Annotated in this window: 17 protein-coding genes and 1 pseudogene; 9 read left to right on the plus strand and 9 right to left on the minus strand. The window is 42.0% G+C overall.

Annotated features, from left to right (window positions below; genetic code table 11):
* Nucleotides 1–207 precede the first annotated feature (207 nt).
* Entirely contained in the window at nucleotides 208–1,614 is a 1,407-nt protein-coding gene (locus tag BCU94_RS02985; RefSeq protein WP_102475581.1) for an MFS transporter, read from the plus strand.
* 120 nt (nucleotides 1,615–1,734) lie between these two features.
* Here the strand turns inward: BCU94_RS02985 and BCU94_RS02990 are convergent, their stop codons facing one another.
* The gene (locus tag BCU94_RS02990; RefSeq protein WP_102438909.1) at nucleotides 1,735–2,220 is read right to left on the minus strand and encodes a YajQ family cyclic di-GMP-binding protein; all 486 of its coding nucleotides are present in this window, start codon (nucleotides 2,218–2,220) and stop codon (nucleotides 1,735–1,737) included.
* A 169-nt stretch (nucleotides 2,221–2,389) separates the two neighbouring features.
* Between BCU94_RS02990 and BCU94_RS02995 the strand changes: the two genes are divergently transcribed.
* The 4 genes and pseudogenes from BCU94_RS02995 to BCU94_RS03010 all read left to right on the plus strand — a co-directional run.
* Nucleotides 2,390–2,767 carry a VanZ family protein gene (locus BCU94_RS02995; RefSeq protein WP_102438911.1) on the plus strand — a complete coding sequence of 126 codons (378 nt, stop codon included), beginning with the start codon at nucleotides 2,390–2,392 and terminating at the stop codon, nucleotides 2,765–2,767.
* Nucleotides 2,768–2,784: 17 nt separating this feature from the next.
* Nucleotides 2,785–3,825 (plus strand): 2-dehydropantoate 2-reductase, encoded by a 1,041-nt coding sequence (locus BCU94_RS03000; RefSeq protein ID WP_102475582.1) that lies wholly within the window; start codon nucleotides 2,785–2,787, stop codon nucleotides 3,823–3,825.
* Between the two features lie 25 nt (nucleotides 3,826–3,850).
* Nucleotides 3,851–4,552 carry a phosphatase PAP2 family protein gene (locus BCU94_RS03005; protein WP_241904950.1) on the plus strand — a complete coding sequence of 234 codons (702 nt, stop codon included), beginning with the start codon at nucleotides 3,851–3,853 and terminating at the stop codon, nucleotides 4,550–4,552.
* Between the two features lie 68 nt (nucleotides 4,553–4,620).
* Nucleotides 4,621–4,794: pseudogene (locus tag BCU94_RS03010) on the plus strand (transposase); the annotation flags it as partial.
* Nucleotides 4,795–4,996: 202 nt separating this feature from the next.
* Here BCU94_RS03010 and kdsA read toward each other — a convergent pair.
* From kdsA to hemA, 7 genes are all read right to left on the minus strand, one after another.
* Nucleotides 4,997–5,845, minus strand: a complete 849-nt coding sequence (gene kdsA, locus BCU94_RS03015; RefSeq protein ID WP_102438923.1) for a 3-deoxy-8-phosphooctulonate synthase — start codon at nucleotides 5,843–5,845, stop codon at nucleotides 4,997–4,999.
* Nucleotides 5,846–5,907: 62 nt separating this feature from the next.
* The gene (locus BCU94_RS03020; protein WP_076543123.1) at nucleotides 5,908–7,161 is read right to left on the minus strand and encodes a DUF819 family protein; all 1,254 of its coding nucleotides are present in this window, start codon (nucleotides 7,159–7,161) and stop codon (nucleotides 5,908–5,910) included.
* A 167-nt stretch (nucleotides 7,162–7,328) separates the two neighbouring features.
* On the minus strand, nucleotides 7,329–8,117 hold the full coding sequence (locus BCU94_RS03025) for a tetratricopeptide repeat protein (RefSeq protein WP_102438925.1): 789 nt from the start codon (nucleotides 8,115–8,117) through the stop codon (nucleotides 7,329–7,331).
* A gap of 9 nt (nucleotides 8,118–8,126) precedes the next feature.
* Entirely contained in the window at nucleotides 8,127–8,522 is a 396-nt protein-coding gene (locus tag BCU94_RS03030; protein ID WP_076543121.1) for a SirB2 family protein, read from the minus strand.
* Between the two features lie 202 nt (nucleotides 8,523–8,724).
* Nucleotides 8,725–9,582 carry a peptide chain release factor N(5)-glutamine methyltransferase gene (gene prmC, locus BCU94_RS03035; RefSeq protein ID WP_102438929.1) on the minus strand — a complete coding sequence of 286 codons (858 nt, stop codon included), beginning with the start codon at nucleotides 9,580–9,582 and terminating at the stop codon, nucleotides 8,725–8,727.
* Between the two features lie 9 nt (nucleotides 9,583–9,591).
* The gene (prfA, locus tag BCU94_RS03040; protein ID WP_076543119.1) at nucleotides 9,592–10,677 is read right to left on the minus strand and encodes a peptide chain release factor 1; all 1,086 of its coding nucleotides are present in this window, start codon (nucleotides 10,675–10,677) and stop codon (nucleotides 9,592–9,594) included.
* A 14-nt stretch (nucleotides 10,678–10,691) separates the two neighbouring features.
* Nucleotides 10,692–11,942, minus strand: a complete 1,251-nt coding sequence (gene hemA, locus BCU94_RS03045) for a glutamyl-tRNA reductase (RefSeq protein ID WP_102438932.1) — start codon at nucleotides 11,940–11,942, stop codon at nucleotides 10,692–10,694.
* A gap of 315 nt (nucleotides 11,943–12,257) precedes the next feature.
* Here hemA and lolB point away from each other — a divergent pair, with 315 nt between their 5' ends.
* The 4 genes from lolB (at nucleotide 12,258) to BCU94_RS03065 (ending at nucleotide 16,116) form a co-directional block, all read left to right on the plus strand.
* Nucleotides 12,258–12,893, plus strand: coding sequence for a lipoprotein insertase outer membrane protein LolB (gene lolB / locus BCU94_RS03050; protein ID WP_241900962.1), 636 nt, complete (start codon nucleotides 12,258–12,260; stop codon nucleotides 12,891–12,893).
* Nucleotides 12,894–12,991: 98 nt separating this feature from the next.
* Nucleotides 12,992–13,861 (plus strand): 4-(cytidine 5'-diphospho)-2-C-methyl-D-erythritol kinase, encoded by an 870-nt coding sequence (gene ispE, locus BCU94_RS03055; RefSeq protein ID WP_102475583.1) that lies wholly within the window; start codon nucleotides 12,992–12,994, stop codon nucleotides 13,859–13,861.
* A gap of 97 nt (nucleotides 13,862–13,958) precedes the next feature.
* On the plus strand, nucleotides 13,959–14,906 hold the full coding sequence (locus tag BCU94_RS03060; RefSeq protein ID WP_076543115.1) for a ribose-phosphate pyrophosphokinase: 948 nt from the start codon (nucleotides 13,959–13,961) through the stop codon (nucleotides 14,904–14,906).
* 205 nt (nucleotides 14,907–15,111) lie between these two features.
* Nucleotides 15,112–16,116 carry an FAD:protein FMN transferase gene (locus BCU94_RS03065; RefSeq protein WP_102475584.1) on the plus strand — a complete coding sequence of 335 codons (1,005 nt, stop codon included), beginning with the start codon at nucleotides 15,112–15,114 and terminating at the stop codon, nucleotides 16,114–16,116.
* Between the two features lie 139 nt (nucleotides 16,117–16,255).
* On the opposite strand, the gene BCU94_RS03070 is transcribed toward BCU94_RS03065, so the two are convergent.
* Nucleotides 16,256–16,612: a hypothetical protein gene (locus BCU94_RS03070; RefSeq protein WP_102475585.1), complete on the minus strand. Its 357-nt coding sequence runs from the start codon at nucleotides 16,610–16,612 to the stop codon at nucleotides 16,256–16,258.
* Nucleotides 16,613–17,647 lie beyond the last annotated feature (1,035 nt).

Raw genomic sequence — 17,647 nt, forward strand, 5'->3', positions numbered from 1 at the left:
TTTTTTATTATTTTAATCATCAATATAACCAATGCTCACTCATAGCAGCGTTGAGCTTAAACTCATGGTTTAACAAACCTGAGTATTACAAATACCCTTGTTTATTGACCAAGCTCAAATTGCTGTACTATTAATAACTTGATAATAACTTGAACCATCTAGCGAGCCCGCTTAAGCTAGAGCCATTCTCCTCTTATCTGTTGTCTTATGTCAGAATTATTTAGTCGAACTCGAGAAGCGCTGTCAGTTTATTATCATAAGCGCGTGGTTATTTTATTGTTACTCGGGTTCTCGGCTGGCCTGCCGTTAATGTTAGTATTTTCAACCTTAAGCTTTTGGTTAAGAGAAGCTGGCGTTGACCGCGCCGCCATTGGTTACTTTAGTTGGATAGCCCTCACCTACGCCTTCAAATGGGCCTGGTCACCACTGGTTGACCGCATGTCTTTGCCTATTTTTACCCGATTTTTTGGCCGCCGCCGTGGCTGGATGCTATTTGCGCAGTTATGTCTGGTGGGCGCCATTGCCGGCATGTCATTTAGCGATCCCTTAGTGGATTTAGAGCGGCTTGCCATTTGCGCTTTCTTACTCGCCTTAGCCTCAGCCACCCAAGACATTGTCATTGATGCATTTCGTATTGAATCTGCTCCAGAAAAAATGCAAGCAGCCTTAGCTGCGGCATATCAAGTAGGTTATCGCGGCGCAATGATTGTCGCCACAGCAGGGGCGTTAACCATTGCCGCTTGGGTTGACCCTGGCAATGATGGCTACAATCTTGAATCATGGCAAACCGCTTACTTTGTGATGGCGTTATTAATGTCAGTGGGTATTATTACCACTCTTTGCAGTAAAGAGCCTGAAGTTGACACCAAAAGCGCTGATGAACAAGAGTTACAACTTAAACAACGCTTTGCACAAAAGTATCCGCCTAAACTTGCAGCGCCATTGGCTTGGTTGTATAGCGCCAGCGTATTGCCCTTTATCGACTTTTTTAAGCGATATGGTAAAACCGCGATACTGATTTTATTACTTATATCTTGCTACCGCATCTCAGACATTGTTATGGGAATTATGGCCAATGTGTTCTATGTCGACATGGGCTTTAGTAAAGAGGAAATTGCTTTTGTTAGTAAAGTCTATGGTTTAATCATGACCTTAGTTGGCGCAGCATTTGGCGGGGTATTATTAGTGCGTTATGGCACCATGAAGATCCTTTTCTTAGGTGCATTATTAGTGGCCATTACTAACCTGTTATTTGCTTGGCAAGCTTACATTGGCTACAACATGCCATTTTTGACCTTTGCTATTTCAGTGGATAACTTCAGCGCTGGTATTGCTACTGCGGCATTTATTGCGTACTTATCAAGCCTAACTAGTAGCGGTTACAGCGCAACTCAATATGCCCTACTCTCCTCTATCATGTTGCTATTCCCTAAGTTTATCGCTGGGTTTTCTGGGGTTTATGTTGATGCCTTTGGCTATGTAAATTTCTTTATCGCCGCCAGTTTAATTGGCTTTCCGGTATTGATTTTAATTAGTTTATTACAACGCTATAGCTCGGTTAAACATCAACAAACTGATGAGCCTATACTGTCAGCTGAGGCCGATAAAAACTAATCTATTTAATTCATCACAAGATATTCAGCATAAAAAAAGCCCAATTACATTGGGCTTTTTTATATTAAGAGGCTTATCCGCAGCACAACTTAATGCAGCAGCATTTTACGCTTCAGAAATTTAATCTCTAAAGTTATTAAATTGGAACGGCTGGCCTAAGTCAGCTTCTTTAGTTAAACGCATGACCGCTTGTAAATCATCACGCTTTTTACCTGTCACTCGAACCGAGTCACCTTGAATCGCGGCTTGCACTTTAAGCTTGCTATCTTTAATCGCTTTGACTAATTTTTTGGCGATAAGTGTTTCAATGCCTTCTTTAAACTTCACTTTTAGACTGAAGGTTTTACCGCTATGTACCGTCTTGTCATCCACATCCATGGCTGATGGGTCAACATTACGCTTACTAAGCTGAATGCGTAAAATATCCACCAACTGCTGACATTGGAAATCATCTTCGGCTTTTAAAGTCACCACATGATCTTTGTATTCGATTTCAGCATCTTTACCGCGAAAATCAAATCGTCCCGCCAATTCACGGCGAGAGTTTTCAACGGCATTACGTAATTCAACTTCGTCAACTTCTGATACGACATCCATAGATGGCATAGTCATTCTCCAATAAATTATTTAGGGTTATTTTAACACTCTAAGCCTGTAGGCAAAGCCTAGACTAAAGAGAAAACAATTAATAGTTGGAATTTAATGACTTTGAACGCTGCTTTTTTTATTATTGATTTACTCAAACGACATTGCATCCAGCTAAGATATGTACAGCATGAAAATGAAATTGTTTTTTAGCGCCGCTTTTGCTTTCGCTGTCATCATCATCAGTTACTTGGTTTTCTCTAAACCTAACTATCCAATGACGTTTTCTAATATGGATAAAGTCGGCCATACCGTCAGTTTTTTGGGCTTAACGTTTTTAGCTTATTTTGCCTTCAAGCCTAAATGGTACTGGATGGGGCTGATAATGACTGCCTATGCGGTATTAATTGAACTGATACAATCGCAGATCCCCTATCGTAGCGCCTCTATTGCTGATGTAGTTGCAGATTTAATTGGGGTGGTATTATTTTACTTATTGCTATTTGTGTTTAGAAAATATCAAGCTGCAAAGTTATTCAAAAAGGGACCGCTCAAATCTGCCCTATAGCACTCAAGAGAAACCACATGCCACAGCGCACTAACAGCGACCGCAATATCCTTAACACTACCCAAAAGCCAGTTTTTGATGTTAACGACAACCATGTTAACGATAATCATGTGTACCAGACTGATATTGCGATTATTGGGGCTGGCGCTATTGGCAGCTTGCTGTACTGCCAGTTAGCAGCAATCAAGCAGCCATTACTACTCACACGCAGTCGCTCTGTAGGCGCTACAAGCCATGATGATTGCTCTACAATCACTCTTGAAACTCTTAACGGTGACAGTTTGCATCAGCCCTGTATCCAAGCGAACATAAATCAGCTTAACAAGGCTGCGTTAGCCAATATTAAATTAGTCATTGTCTGCGTAAAGGCTTATCAAGTGACTGATGCTATTGCTTCTATATTGGCGCTTATTCCACAGAGTTGTCATATTCTGCTGCTACACAATGGTATGGGGCCACATTTAGAGGTGTTAGCCCTTCTAAAGCAACACCCTCAACTTAAACTGGGGTTATCTTTAGGCACGACATCTCAAGCGGCGTTAAAACTGGCGCCGATGCAGGTGCGCCATACGGGTAAAGGTAAAAGCATTATTGGCCATTTATCTGGCCCAGTAATGCCTTTAGCAATACAAAACCAATTACTGGCTGCTGTTGAAGATATGTCGGTAGTCGATGATATCGTCACTAGTTTGTGGCAAAAGCTGCTGGTTAATTGCGCCATTAACCCACTGACGGCATTAGCCCAATGTGCTAATGGTGAATTGGCCCAGCCGCAATTTCAGCAGCAAATCGAGGCGATAACGCAAGAGTGCATCATGGTCGCCAAAGCTGATGGGGTTAACCTTTCGCTGCTTGATTCTGTTGCCATCATCAATCAGGTAATTAAACTCACAGCCAACAACTTTTCGTCTATGCATCAAGATATTCATCACAATCGCAAAACCGAGATACTGCAAATTAACGGTTACGTGGTCGCCCGCGCAGCCCATCACGGTTTAACAGCTGCGATAAATCAAAGCATGCTAACTGAAATAACCGCGCTAGAAAGTGCGCTATAAACCCAATAGATGAAAAACCATAGCTATGAAAAAACAAGCCGCTAAACTTATGTTATTGCACCCCAAAGCCTTATTACAGCCTCAAGCCCTGCCGTTTAGTGCTCGAGTCGGTTTATTCTACCTTGTTGCCGTTATCGCCATACTGGTAAGCGTAAGCTACATTGATCGACCTTTGGCACAGCTTTTACATGATAGTAAGCAAAGCGACTTTGGATTAACCTCAGTATTTAAACTACTGGCAAATACTCCATTAGCCTTAGAAGTATTGGCAGGCGTGCTTGTTTTAATTGGCTTATTAGGTCGTAATAACGCATTCAGTCATTTAGTTAAGCCCATTGTCTTGGTCGCTATTAGCGCCACAGTGGTCCGTTTTGGGGCTAAAATTATCAGCGGCCGCACCTGGCCAGAAACTTGGGTTAATAATAACCCCTCTTGGATTGAGCATGGCGTGGAGATATTTGCGCCATTTTCATTGTCGCAAAGCTATCATTCGTTTCCTTCAGGGCATGCGCTATTTACCTTTGCCTTCGCCAGTTTATTTTGGCAATACAGCCCAAAGCTTTACTGGTTGTGGTTAACAGCCATGGTAAGCGTTTTTATCGGTCAATTAGGGCAAAACTACCATTACTTAGGTGACTTACTGGCAGGGGCGGTACTAGGAGTATTGATAAGTCAGTTGGTGAGTCATTATTGCCTTGCCCCAATTGCGGGCACAAAAAATCCATAAATAACTGTCTTTGATTAAGTCATTTTTAACCGCTTAAATGTCGATACCAAAGCTAACCACAAATTGGTATTGAGGAAAAGATTAAATCTTGTGATAAGCAGGTACAACAAGAGGCAAAAAGTAGTCAAGTTTGTTGGCGTTTAGAAAGTATTCCAGGTATCGGGCCAGTCACAGTTACCGCATTTTATGCAGCTGCTGGGGAGGGTAATGATTTTAATAATGGCAGACACTTTTCAGCATTTTTCGTTGGGGCAGCTGGGTGTTCCAAGAGAGTATTGCTGTTGATACCCTTTTGGTCTGGTGTGGGCGAAGCACCACGACCTTGATCTTATTACCAACTAGAGTATCAAAACGATTTCTTAACCTATCCAAACAACGTTAAGTTCAAGCAAAAAAAAGCCCTGAACTTAATCATAAGTTCAGGGCTTTTAAAAAATCTCTTATCTACTTACTGGTATCAATCGGCTCAAACGACTTAACCAAATCATCTACCGCTTTCATTTGGGTTAAGTAGTTTTCTAATTGATTAAGCGGCAATGCACATGGGCCATCGCACTTAGCATTATCAGGATCTGGATGCGCTTCAATGAACAACCCCGCTAAACCTAATGCCATACCGCTACGTGCAAGTTCGGTTGCTTGAGCGCGGCGTCCGCCTGCACTATCAGTACGACCACCTGGGCGCTGCAGTGCATGAGTTGCATCAAAGATGACTGGGTAACCAGACTGCTTCATTTCATCCATACCCAGCATATCCACTACTAGGTTGTTATAGCCAAAGCTTGAACCACGTTCACACAGAATAATGTTGTCATTACCGGCTTCATTAAACTTCTTAATGATATGACGCATTTCATGGGGCGCTAAGAATTGCGGCTTTTTCACGTTAATGATTGAACCCGTTGCTGCCATAGCAACTACTAGGTCCGTTTGACGGGCTAAAAATGCTGGCAACTGAATAATATCAACCACATCAGCCACTGGCTGGCATTGATGAATTTCATGCACATCGGTGATAATAGGTACATTAAAGGTCGACTTAATCTCTTCGAAAATCTTTAAGCCTTCTTCCATACCTGGACCACGATATGAGTTCACAGATGAGCGATTTGCTTTATCAAATGACGCTTTAAATACGTAAGGAATACCCAGTTTTTGGGTTACTTCTACGTAATGCTCTGCAATTTTCATTGCTAGATCGCGAGACTCAAGCACATTCATGCCACCAAATAAAACAAACGGTTTATCATTCGCAATTTCTAGCTCATTTAAACCAATGATTTTATGATCCATAGTCATTTCTCTTTAATCAATACCATGGGATTAGCCGCTGCTAACCCCATTAAAAAATAATGTTATACCGCAAGTATCTGCAGTAACTGGCCACACATCCAAGCCATATATGTGCCTACAGCATAGCCCAATACCGCCAACAATACGCCAACTGGCGCAAGTGCTGGATGAAACGCTGCTGCAACCACAGGGGCTGACGCTGCGCCGCCAACGTTAGCCTGACTGCCCACCGCCATATAAAACAGCGGCGCTTTAATAATTTTAGCCACGATAAGCATAAAGCTTGCGTGTACCAGCATCCAAATAATACCAATGGCGAAATACCACAGGTTTTGCTCATCAGCGAGTTTGGATACATCCATATGCAAACCAATGGTCGCAACAAGGATATATAAAAATGCCGATGCCACTTTCGAGGCGCCCGCAGCTTCTATCTGCTTTACTGGACTAAAGGATAAAGCTAAACCAATAGTAGTGGCGATAACAACCAGCCAGAAGAACTTGGAGGTTAAGCTGTAGTCTTGAGTCCAAGGGTAATTAACTTCAAAAAATGGTCCTAAAAAGTCTGCCGCAAAATGCGCTAACCCGGTAACACCAAAACCTATGGCCACAATCAGCATTAAGTCACGCAGTGAAGGTATACGGGCATTTTCTGCATGGTACTTTTCAACTTTGGCTTTAAGGGCTTCAAGGGCGGTGGTGTCTGCGCCTGTTTTAGCATCAATCTCTTTAGCACGAGATGCCATCAGCAGTAATACTGCCATCCACAGGTTAGCGACAATTACATCTACAGTCACCATCACGGAAAAGATATCGCCGCCCACTTCATAAATTTCTTTCATTGAGGCTTGGTTAGCGCCGCCGCCAATCCAACTGCCCGCAAGAGTGGTCATTCCGCGCCATACTGCATCAGGGCCATTGCCGCCTAATACGTCAGGGTTAATGGCTGAGATAATCAATAACGCAATGGGACCGCCAATCACAATGCCCACGGTGCCGGTTAAAAACATCACAATGGCTTTAGGGCCTAAACTTAAAATCGCTTTTAAATCGACACTTAAAATCAATAACACCAAACAAGCAGGTAATAAGTAACGCGAGGCAACATAATATAATTTTGAGGTGTCACCATCGACGATACCAAAGGTATTCAGTAGTGATGGTAAGAAGTAACACAGCAATAAGGCTGGGATAAACTTATAGAATTTTTGCCAAAATGGGTGTGCTGACGAACTGGTATAGAAAACAAAGCCGAGAATGACGGCAAGTAATCCCAGTGCTGTTGCGTCATTGGTTACCATGGGTGTGGTGGTCATGAAAAAGCTCCCTTGCAAATGCATTTCATAGTGAATTTATTATTGTTATGAATGTACTTTAAAGTACTTATTATTTTAAATTGGCGAAGTTACTGACAGATTAACTGCTTTGCGATAAACAATTCAGGCTCATAAATGAGCCTGAATTTGAATATTATATTAACCACTTAGTGATAAGTCTGTGGTTGTTGACTTAACTCTTTCAGCTGGATTTTGACAATTTCCGTCACCGGGTCGTGTGGACTGCTGTCGATAAAGTGCTGTAAATCTGAAATGGCCACTTTAATGCACCCCAGTTGCTGGGCAATAAAAGCGCGCTCTCGATTTAAGCTCACATCATCAGGATGCCACTGCAGCAATAAATTGCAGCATTCCATCGCTTGTTCAAATTTCTGGGTTACGATGCAACCCGCTTTTAGCTCATGTAACATACGAGTTATTAAGCGTTTTAGGCTGGCTGTTTTTAAGTACTTAGGCTTAAGCATGGCCGAATTACCTAACTCACCACGCACCAGTATATGCAATTGGTGGCGGCTTAATTGCTGCCCCGTTAGCGGATCGATATAAATGACATTATCATTTATATGGCTTCTCACTACGGTGTGCCCCGGTAATAATACCGCTTCTAAGCTAATATCAAGCTGCTTAGCCAGTAAAATTAATACCGTGGCTAAGGTGGTGCTGTTACCTTGACGGGTCATAATGCAGCGACCAAGATCGGCAGCATCAACACTAAAGTAATCATCACGCACACAAAAGCCTAAATCATCATAAAACCAGTGCAATAAACCTTCAAAGCGCTGTTGCTGATCTTCGACATATAAGCTCATCACTGAGCCGGCAATTTCATACCAAGCCCAAAGCGCTTTCTTCTCTTGAGAAAAGCCAAGATGTTGTGTTATTTCAAATGCAGTTTCAGGGATCTTAACTGCATCTTTCATTTGATGTTTTGCCATTAAACTCTATTAACCCATTAATACAACTTGTTTAAAATGAGCCAGCCTGGCAGCTAATACGAGCCATCCGATAGCACCTAAAAAGGCGAAGATTTTGAATAAATTGTTACGGTTACCTTTAAGTGCCATAACGCCCAATCCAATGTAGGCTAAAACTGCAATTAATTTTTCAGTCATCCACTCATCGACAAATGGATATTGTTTGATCATGAAGCACAAGATTAGCCCTGATAACAATAAGAAGGTATCAATGACATGAGGGGCAACTTTAACAAACTTTTTATCCATGATTGGCGACTTGCGCATGTGTAGTACAAAGCGAGTGACAAAAAAGACCACACTTAAAAAGATGAAGGTTAAGTGCGTGTGTTTAACAGCTGGATATAAACTGTAAAAGGTTTCCATTATTGTTTTTCTCTTTGAGCTACCGATAAAATGGCCGCTAGTTTACTCGATCTGGCGGCTTATTAGCAATGTTGTGAAAATCGCCCCATTAGGCCAGTCACTACATGAGTAAATCAGCAACTAACTCAGTATTAACTGGGCAATTAACGCGATGGATCACTGCCAATGATTAACGAACGACAAAATGGCGGTTGCAAGTGGCTTAAACCTTGTTCCATTGACCTAAGGTGCAACGGTCATTACTGCCAAAGTCTCGCACGGTTGCGACATTGTCATAACCAAGTTCAATGAGCTTTTGTCTTACGACCAGCGCCTGTTCAAAGCCGTGCTCCAGCAGTAAATAGCCACCTTCAGATAAGTAAGCCCGCGCATAGGTTGCGATATGAAATAAATCAGCAAAGCCTGCGTCACCTGCGGTCAATGCACTTGATGGTTCAAAGCGCACATCACCCATGGCTAAATGCTCATCGGCTTCGTCAATATAAGGAGGGTTTGAGACAATTAATTGAAATTGCCGGCCTTCAATTGCACTAAACCAATCTGATTGTAAAATTTCAACTTGAGTGAGATTTAAGTTTTGCCGGTTGGCTTTAGCAAGTTCTACCGCATCAGTGACTTTATCAACGGCTGTGACTTGCCATTGTGGTCGCTCAGATGCCAATGACAATGCTATCGCGCCTGTTCCCGTACCTAAATCCAGTACCTTAGCCGTTTCCGCTACAGGCAAATTTAACGCTGTTTCTACTAAAATTTCAGTATCAGGACGCGGGATCAAGGTGGTGGCGTTAACAATAAATGGCAATGACCAAAATTCACGTTCACCAATAATATGTGCCACAGGCACACCTTGCTGGCGCTTTTCGACCATGGCTTTATAAGCTTTGAATTGATCTGTGGTGAGGACTTTTTCAGGCCAAGTATAAATGAAGCTACGCTGCTTATTGATGCAATGCAGAAGCAAGGCTTCTGCATCGATATTGGCCGATTCAGATGAATCGACCAATAAACTGTAAGCCCATTGCAAAGACTCCGCAATGGTAGAGAAAGAAGACTGTGACAAGGTTACTCCTTAGTCGTCAGCTAATGCAGCAAGCAAGTCCGCTTGTTCCTCTTGCATTAATGGCTCAATAATAGCGTTTAAGTCGCCTTCCATGATTTCATTTAAGCGGTATAGCGTTAAATTAATGCGGTGCTCACTCATACGACCTTGTGGGAAGTTGTAAGTTCGAATACGTTCAGAACGGTCACCACTTGCCACTAGATTACGGCGGGTTGATTCTTCTTCGCTACGACGCTTTTCATCTTCAACCGCTTGTAAGCGCGCTGAAAGCACACTCATGGCTTGGGCACGGTTTTTATGTTGCGAGCGTTGATCCTGACATTCCACCACAATACCCGACGGTACGTGAGTAATACGAATGGCTGAATCGGTTTTGTTGACGTGCTGACCACCTGCGCCAGATGCGCGGAAGGTATCGACTTTTAAATCTGCTGGATTAATTGAAATCTGCTCTGCTTCTGGCACTTCTGGTAATACAACCACGGTAACGGCTGAGGTATGTACACGACCTTGGGATTCAGTTTCTGGTACACGTTGAACACGGTGTCCGCCAGATTCAAATTTCAATTTACCGTAAACGCCTTCACCAGTTACGTGAACGATTAATTCTTTAAAGCCACCATGCTCACCTTCGTTGGCGTTCATGATTTCCATTTGCCACTTATTCGACTCACAAAAACGTGAATACATGCGGAATAAGTCACCCGCGAATATAGCGGCTTCATCACCACCGGCGCCGGCACGGATTTCTACGAAGGCATTACGGTCGTCATTTGGATCTTTTGGAAGCAATAAGATTTGTAATTCATCTTCAAGTTCTGCAATGGCTTTTTTGGCTGCTTTAATTTCTTCTTGAGCCATTTCACGCATTTCTGCGTCATCTTCAGTAAGCATTTCTTGCGCTGACTCAAGATCGGCTTGAGCCTCTTGAAACGCTTTAAAGCTTTTTACAATATCTTCTAACTGAGAATATTCTTTTGATAAGCCGCGAAAGCGGTCTTGATCCGCAATAACTTGTGCATCACTCAGTAATGCCAATACTTCTTCATTACGTTCAAGCAAGCCTTCCAGCTTGCGAATAACCGACTCTTTCATTTAGCTTTATTACCTTAATTTTTATCCAAACCAAGCGTGACACGTAATTGGCCTAAGGTATTCAAGTCCCCTTGACGACTAGCAGAAGTTAACGCTTGTGTCGGTGCATGGATTAAGCGATTGGTTAGCCTATTGGCTAGCTCTAAAATCACTTGTTCATTGTCACCACCTTGAGTTAATTTGTTCAAGGCGCGCTCTACTAATTCATCTTTAATTGCCAAACTTTGGCTTCGGTATTCTCGAATACTGTCTACAGACTCTAACGAACGCACCCATTCCATAAAGATATGAGATTGTTCATCGGCAATTACTTCTGCCTGCTCGGCGGCTTCTTTACGTGAAGCCATGTTCTGTTCAATGATGCTGTGTAAATCGTCCACAGTATAAAGGAAAGCATCGTCTAATTCGCCAACTTCTGCTTCTATATCACGAGGAACTGCAATATCAACCAATAGCATGGGTTGATGACGACGTTGTTTCAGTGCCTTTTCGACCATGCCCTTACCTAATATAGGCAATGGACTGGCGGTAGAGGATATCACGATATCGGCTTTAGGTAGATAGTCTGGTATTTGTTGCAGCGTAATTGCCGTTGCATCAAACTCTTCACACATCGCCTGTGCACGCTCAACCGTTCGGTTAGCCACCACAATACCGGCAACCTCATTGTCTTTTAAATGCTTGGCAACTAATTCAATGGTTTCTCCAGCGCCAATCAATAATACATTGGTGGTACTTAGTGATGAGAAAATATGTTTGGCCATGCTGACAGCGGCAAACGCCACTGACACCGCGGCGGCGCCAATTTCGGTTTCAGTACGCACTTTTTTAGCCACTGAAAAGGTGTTTTGAAACAAACGGTCAATAGTAACTGCCGTTGTGCCTGCCTCTTTAGCTTTCGCAAAGGCTTGTTTAACTTGCCCAAGAATTTGTGGCTCACCTAATACTAGAGAATCTAGACCTGAAGACACGCGCATTAAGTGTTTAACGCATTCCTGATCCTCATAGCTATAAATACAAGGCATGAGATCATCATGACTAAGATTGTGATAATCCTCTAGCCATTCGATTATGTCTTCTTTAGTGCCATTGTTGCAATAAAGTTCTGTACGGTTACAGGTTGACACGATCACGGATTCACCCGAGCTAGTTCGACTAGCTAGACTCTTCATCGCATCGTGAATCTTATCCGGTGAAAAGGCGACTTTCTCTCGAAGATCGACCGTGGCGGTTTTATGATTTATTCCGATTGCTACTAGGCTCATGTGACTCGTTTTAAGTTCTTCGCAGGATCATTAATTAGGTCATTCTACTTAATTGGTAAAACTAAAAACACAATTGGCTTAACAAAACGGAATAATTATCTATTTTTTTTCTAATAATTCTATCTTGTTAACAAAATCATCCATCATTTGACAAAATACACCAAGAAAAACAGGGCTATGTATATCTACATTAGCTAATATTGTCTAGTATAGGAGTAATAATTAATCAAATCAGTTTTATTTATAAAAGCATTTTTACAATCAGCTTATTGCCCAGTATCATGCCTTATCGCTTTTTTATCCCAGTGAGTCCCTTTGCGAATTTTAACAACTTACCTAAAACACTTACTGTTAATGAGCTGTTTATTGTTAACGGCTTGTTCTATTCGTCCGCCGCACACGCTTTCAGAAACACAGGTAAAGCACCCCAGTGACGCCCAAGCATGGGAATTACAAGGTAAACTGGCTTTTCGTTCTAGCAGCGATAAATTTAGCACCAACTTATTTTGGTTGCACGATCAAAGCAGCCAATATGATCGCGATGAATTGACCCTTACCACCATGATTGGCACAACTGTATTGTCACTTAAGTCTGAAAATGGCCTAGCCAGTTTAGACATTCAAGATAAAACTTACACAGACAACAACCCTGAGCGGCTAATCTACCGCGTCAGCGGCATGACCATTCCCATTAATAAATTACCGCTTTGGATCACAGGTCAAGTCGCCCCTGATGATGAAGTGCTAGAATATAATCCAGATGGCAGCATCAAACGTTTTAGCAGTGCTGATAATGGCGGGGATTGGCTGGTAAGCTTTATGAGTTATCAGCAACAAAGCGGTGCTAAGCTGCCCAGATTACTGCAAATCAATCGCGCTGATGTACAAATAAAAATACAGATAAATCAATGGCAAGCTCTAACAACCAATCTAGCACAAACCAATAACTAATCGATATTGGTTTATCGGCTATTGATGATGCGCTGTTATATAAGTACTTATATAGGCACTTCGACTCAAAATGACAAAACCACTTGAATGGCTTTTACATGACAACAAATAAAGACAATTTGGCAATCTCCACTGAATGGCCAGCTCCTGCAAAGCTCAATTTATTTTTGCATATTACCGGCCAACGAGCCGATGGTTACCACGAACTGCAAACCCTGTTTCAGTTTATTGACCAATGTGACTATTTAGATTTTCAGACGACTGAGTCGAAACAAATAAGCTTGCATTCAGAATTATCAAAAGTTGTCGCAGAAAAAGATAACTTAATTCTAAAGGCCGCAAAATCTTTACAAGAATATTGCAATTATCAGGGCGGCGCACAAATTTGGTTACGTAAAAACTTGCCTATGGGTGGCGGTTTAGGTGGTGGTTCATCTGATGCGGCCACCACATTAGTGGCATTAAATAAGTTGTGGGGGCTTGATTTACCCCATGCAACCCTAGCAAAAATCGGCCTAGAACTTGGCGCGGATGTCCCTGTTTTTATTAATGGTTTTGCTGCTTTCGCTGAAGGTATTGGTGAACAGCTTATTGCAGTGCAACCAGCAGAGTTGTACTACCTAGTCATAGTGCCTGAAGTCCATGTGTCAACCCAAGCAATTTTCCAAGCGCCAGACTTAACTCGCGATACACCTAAATTAGCAATCGATACTTTAATGCAGCAAAATTGGTCAAATGATTGCCAAAAGCTTGTCACAGAAAAGCACCCCCAAGTTGCCAATGCCTTAAGCTGGCTGGTAGAATATGCGCCGTCAAGAATGACCGGAACTGGCGCATGCGTCTTCGGTGAATTCGAACAGCAACAATCGGCGCTAGACGCGTTGGCACACCTGCCAACGACCATGAGCGGCTTTGTTGCTAAAGGCTTAAACCTGTCACCTTTGATGACACGTTTAAACCAAGATTAACAAATACCTTCTAGAAATGTTTTTTGCTTATTGATGACAACATCCTTAAGTCACATTTTTAGCCACTAACTTAAAGCCAACACCTGAGGTTCATAAAGTGCCCGATATCAAGCTCTTTGCTGGTAACGCTACCCCTAAACTAGCCAAAAAAATAGCCGACCGTTTATTTTGCAAACTTGGCGATGCAGTAGTAGGCCGTTTCAGCGACGGTGAAATCAGTGTTCAAATCAATGAGAACGTACGTGGTGCTGATGTATTCATCATCCAATCGACTTGTGCACCGACCAACGACAACCTGATGGAACTTATCGTTATGGTTGATGCGCTTCGCCGTGCATCTGCTGGTCGTATTACCGCAGTAATCCCATACTTCGGTTACGCTCGTCAAGATCGTCGTGTTCGTAGTGCTCGTGTACCTATTACTGCTAAAGTTGTTGCAGACTTCTTATCAAGTGTTGGGGTTGACCGCGTATTAACTTGCGATCTTCACGCTGAGCAAATTCAAGGTTTCTTTGATGTGCCTGTTGATAACGTTTTCGGTAGCCCAGTACTGCTAGAAGATATGTTAGGCAAGCAACTTGATAACCCAGTTGTTGTTTCTCCAGACATTGGTGGTGTAGTACGTGCTCGCGCTGTAGCTAAACTACTTGATGATTCTGACTTAGCAATTATCGATAAGCGTCGCCCACAAGCGAACGTAGCTCAAGTAATGCATATCATTGGTGATGTTCAAGGCCGTGACTGTATTATTGTTGATGACATGATCGATACTGGTGGTACTTTATGTAAAGCGGCAGAAGCGTTAAAAGAACATGGTGCTAACCGTGTATTCGCTTATGCAACTCACCCGGTATTTTCTGGCAATGCTGCGAAAAATATCGCTGAATCAGTTATCGATGAAGTTATCGTTACCGATACTGTGCCATTAAGCCCTGAGATCGCTAAACTTGAAAAGGTAACTCAGCTAACAATGTCAGCAGTACTTGCTGAAGCGATCCGTCGTGTTAGCAATGAAGAGTCTATTTCTGCGATGTTCCGTCACTAATCAATTATTTGAATTAGTCGCTGACTTAAGGTATCTGGCTTAGGTCTTTGAGTTAGGTCTTCGACTTAGCACCGACATCGAAAAAGCGCACTCAATCGAGTGCGTTTTTTATTGGCTGTTATTTGGCATAAATCAATCTAGATTAATAACCCATAACTCAGTACCCTATTGGCTATAAAAATAATTCAACAATAAGTCATTACCCATGTTTAAGCCTTTCTCATTAATCTCACTGTGTTTTGTTGGCCTAATCTTATCCACTCAAGTCACTGCGCAGTGGCATCAAAAGAGCTTTGAAGTCATGGGGACCCAAGCTCATGTTGAATTTTGGCTTTCAGAAGCAGAGAAGAATACAGAGTCAAATGAAAAACAAACTGCAGATAACCTCATCATCGCTGTCGAACAAGAAATGCATCGCATCGACCGATTAATGAGTCCTTATAAAGCAGACAGCGAATTAAGCAAAATCAACCAACTGGCAGGGAAAGAGGCAGTTGTCATTAATCAAGAACTGTTTGATTTGCTGCTTGATTCACACAAGATTGCTGAGCTGACAAACGGTACATTTGATATCACTTACGCCTCAATTGGTTATCAATACAATTACCGCCAAGGACAAAAGCCAGCGAAACCCGAGATAAACCAAGCCCTCGAAGCTATAGATTACCGCGCAGTAACCTTAGACAAATCACAATCTAGTGTTCGTTTTAAAAACCAAGATGTACGGATTGATTTAGGCGGAATAGCTAAAGGACATGCCGTTAAGCAATGCTTAGCCATTTTACAAGCTGCAGGTATTAAGCACGCCTTAGTCAGCGCAGGTGGTGATACAGGACTGCTCGGTGACAGACGCGGCCGCCCATGGTTTGTCGGTATTAAGCACCCTAGAGCCGCTGAAAAAACAGCGGTGCAATTACCACTGGTTAACGAGTCAATTTCAACATCAGGTGATTACGAACGTTACTTCATCGAAGATGGCGTGCGCTACCACCACATCATTAATCCTAAAACCGGCGACTCGGCCAGAAAAGTGGTCAGCGTATCCATCATTGGTAAAAACTCAACTTACGTTGATGCCCTATCAACAGCCGTATTTGTAAAAGGCTTACAAGAAGGCATGGCGCTAATTAACCAGCTACCAGAATATGAAGCGATTATTATTGATAATCAACAGACGTTACATGTATCAGAGGGACTACAACAGGATTAGATAAGTGGTGGATTAATGGCATTTGCTTAGTTTTTTGTCCCTACTTATTTGTATGGACAAATATTAGTTGATTTAAATAAGCAGCGAAGAAGCATAATCAATGCATTTTACTTCCTTTAAATAACTCGTTATGTAGCAACTAATTCCGCAGTGTAGCTTTTTTAAACAAAAAGCACACTATTACAACAAGAGTCCCGACTGCAACAGAATATAATGGCATTTCAAAAAAGAACATATTTATGGATCTCTGACCATCATGCTCTGTATTTGATGCCCCAAATAGACCAATAACACAAAGAGTCAACCAAGGTAAAATAGCAATACTGAGGCGTAATATAAAATTACCAAGAGCAAACTTAAACTGATACCAAATTGCAATTGCTGGAATGACTAGAAGCCCGCCATACCAAAATAAAACACTTCCTATTTCTATATAGAAAGCGCATAAAATTGCCAGTGTCGAGCAAAGTAAATTAATACTATTTTGTTTGAACATCCCGTTCATACTCCCTGTTGTATAACGCCATATCAAAAGTAAGAATATGTTCATCTCAATTTATAACGCATTAATTAAAAGGTGTAATTGGATCTATTAGTGACTTATAAAAAGAAAACTAGCCAGACACCTACCAATATTAAGCTCTTGCTCTTTTACAGCTATTAGCTCATCAAATGAATATAAGAATAGTCGATTAACTTTATCCACTTCCTTGTAGTACTAACATTTGTATTGTGCGCATGCACATTTAATAAACCAAAAAAATTAAACTTTACCAATGCAAAGTCATTGATTAATCAGCACTCTATCAGAGTCCTGTTGGATAAACGAGTATCTATATTGGAAAGTAAACATATAAGCTGATGCCATATTTGATTGCTTAATTTCCAAACTTCGTTTGGATTAAGTTCAACGTCGTGGCGCTTCGCCCACACCAAACGAAAGGGAAACAACAGCATTTCCCTTCTCGACATCCCTTGCCGCCCCTACGAAATTGCTCTAAAAAACGAGCAGGCCTCATGCTTATTCGAAAATAGCTAACGCTTTAGATAGGCCATCCCTGGCCAACTAAAGCTAGCCTGACGTCCTGTCAGGCTTACGCCATTTTCTTCAACACATTTCAGCAATTTCAAGGGGAACATTGAGCCTGCAAGTTCTCTTGTTGTTTCTAATTTTGAAAGTTGTTTGTACTTATTATGCTTTTGAGCTTCTTTGAATGTTCAATTTGAATTGAGGTAAGCAAGAAAATCGCGTGAGTCCAGACATGGATGTCTGGCTAGCTTTCGAGGGGAAGGGACGCCCCATCGTAAGCGTTAGTGATTTTTGTAGCTTGCCAAAGCGGACTCAAAATGAAGTTTAAAGCTGGATCATTCTCCGTTGGAAATTTTGCTGTTTAAATTTCGCCGGAGCTGCGGGGTGTTCTAAGAGGGAGTCGCAGTCCACTCCCTTTTAGTCTGGTGTGGGCGAAGCGCCACGACTTTGATTCTAGTTTTGGTTTTGAGTTAAAATTAATAACAAATATAAAAACAAATA

The organism is Shewanella sp. 10N.286.52.C2, from assembly GCF_002874545.1.
Taxonomy (GTDB): Bacteria; Pseudomonadota; Gammaproteobacteria; order Enterobacterales; family Shewanellaceae; genus Shewanella.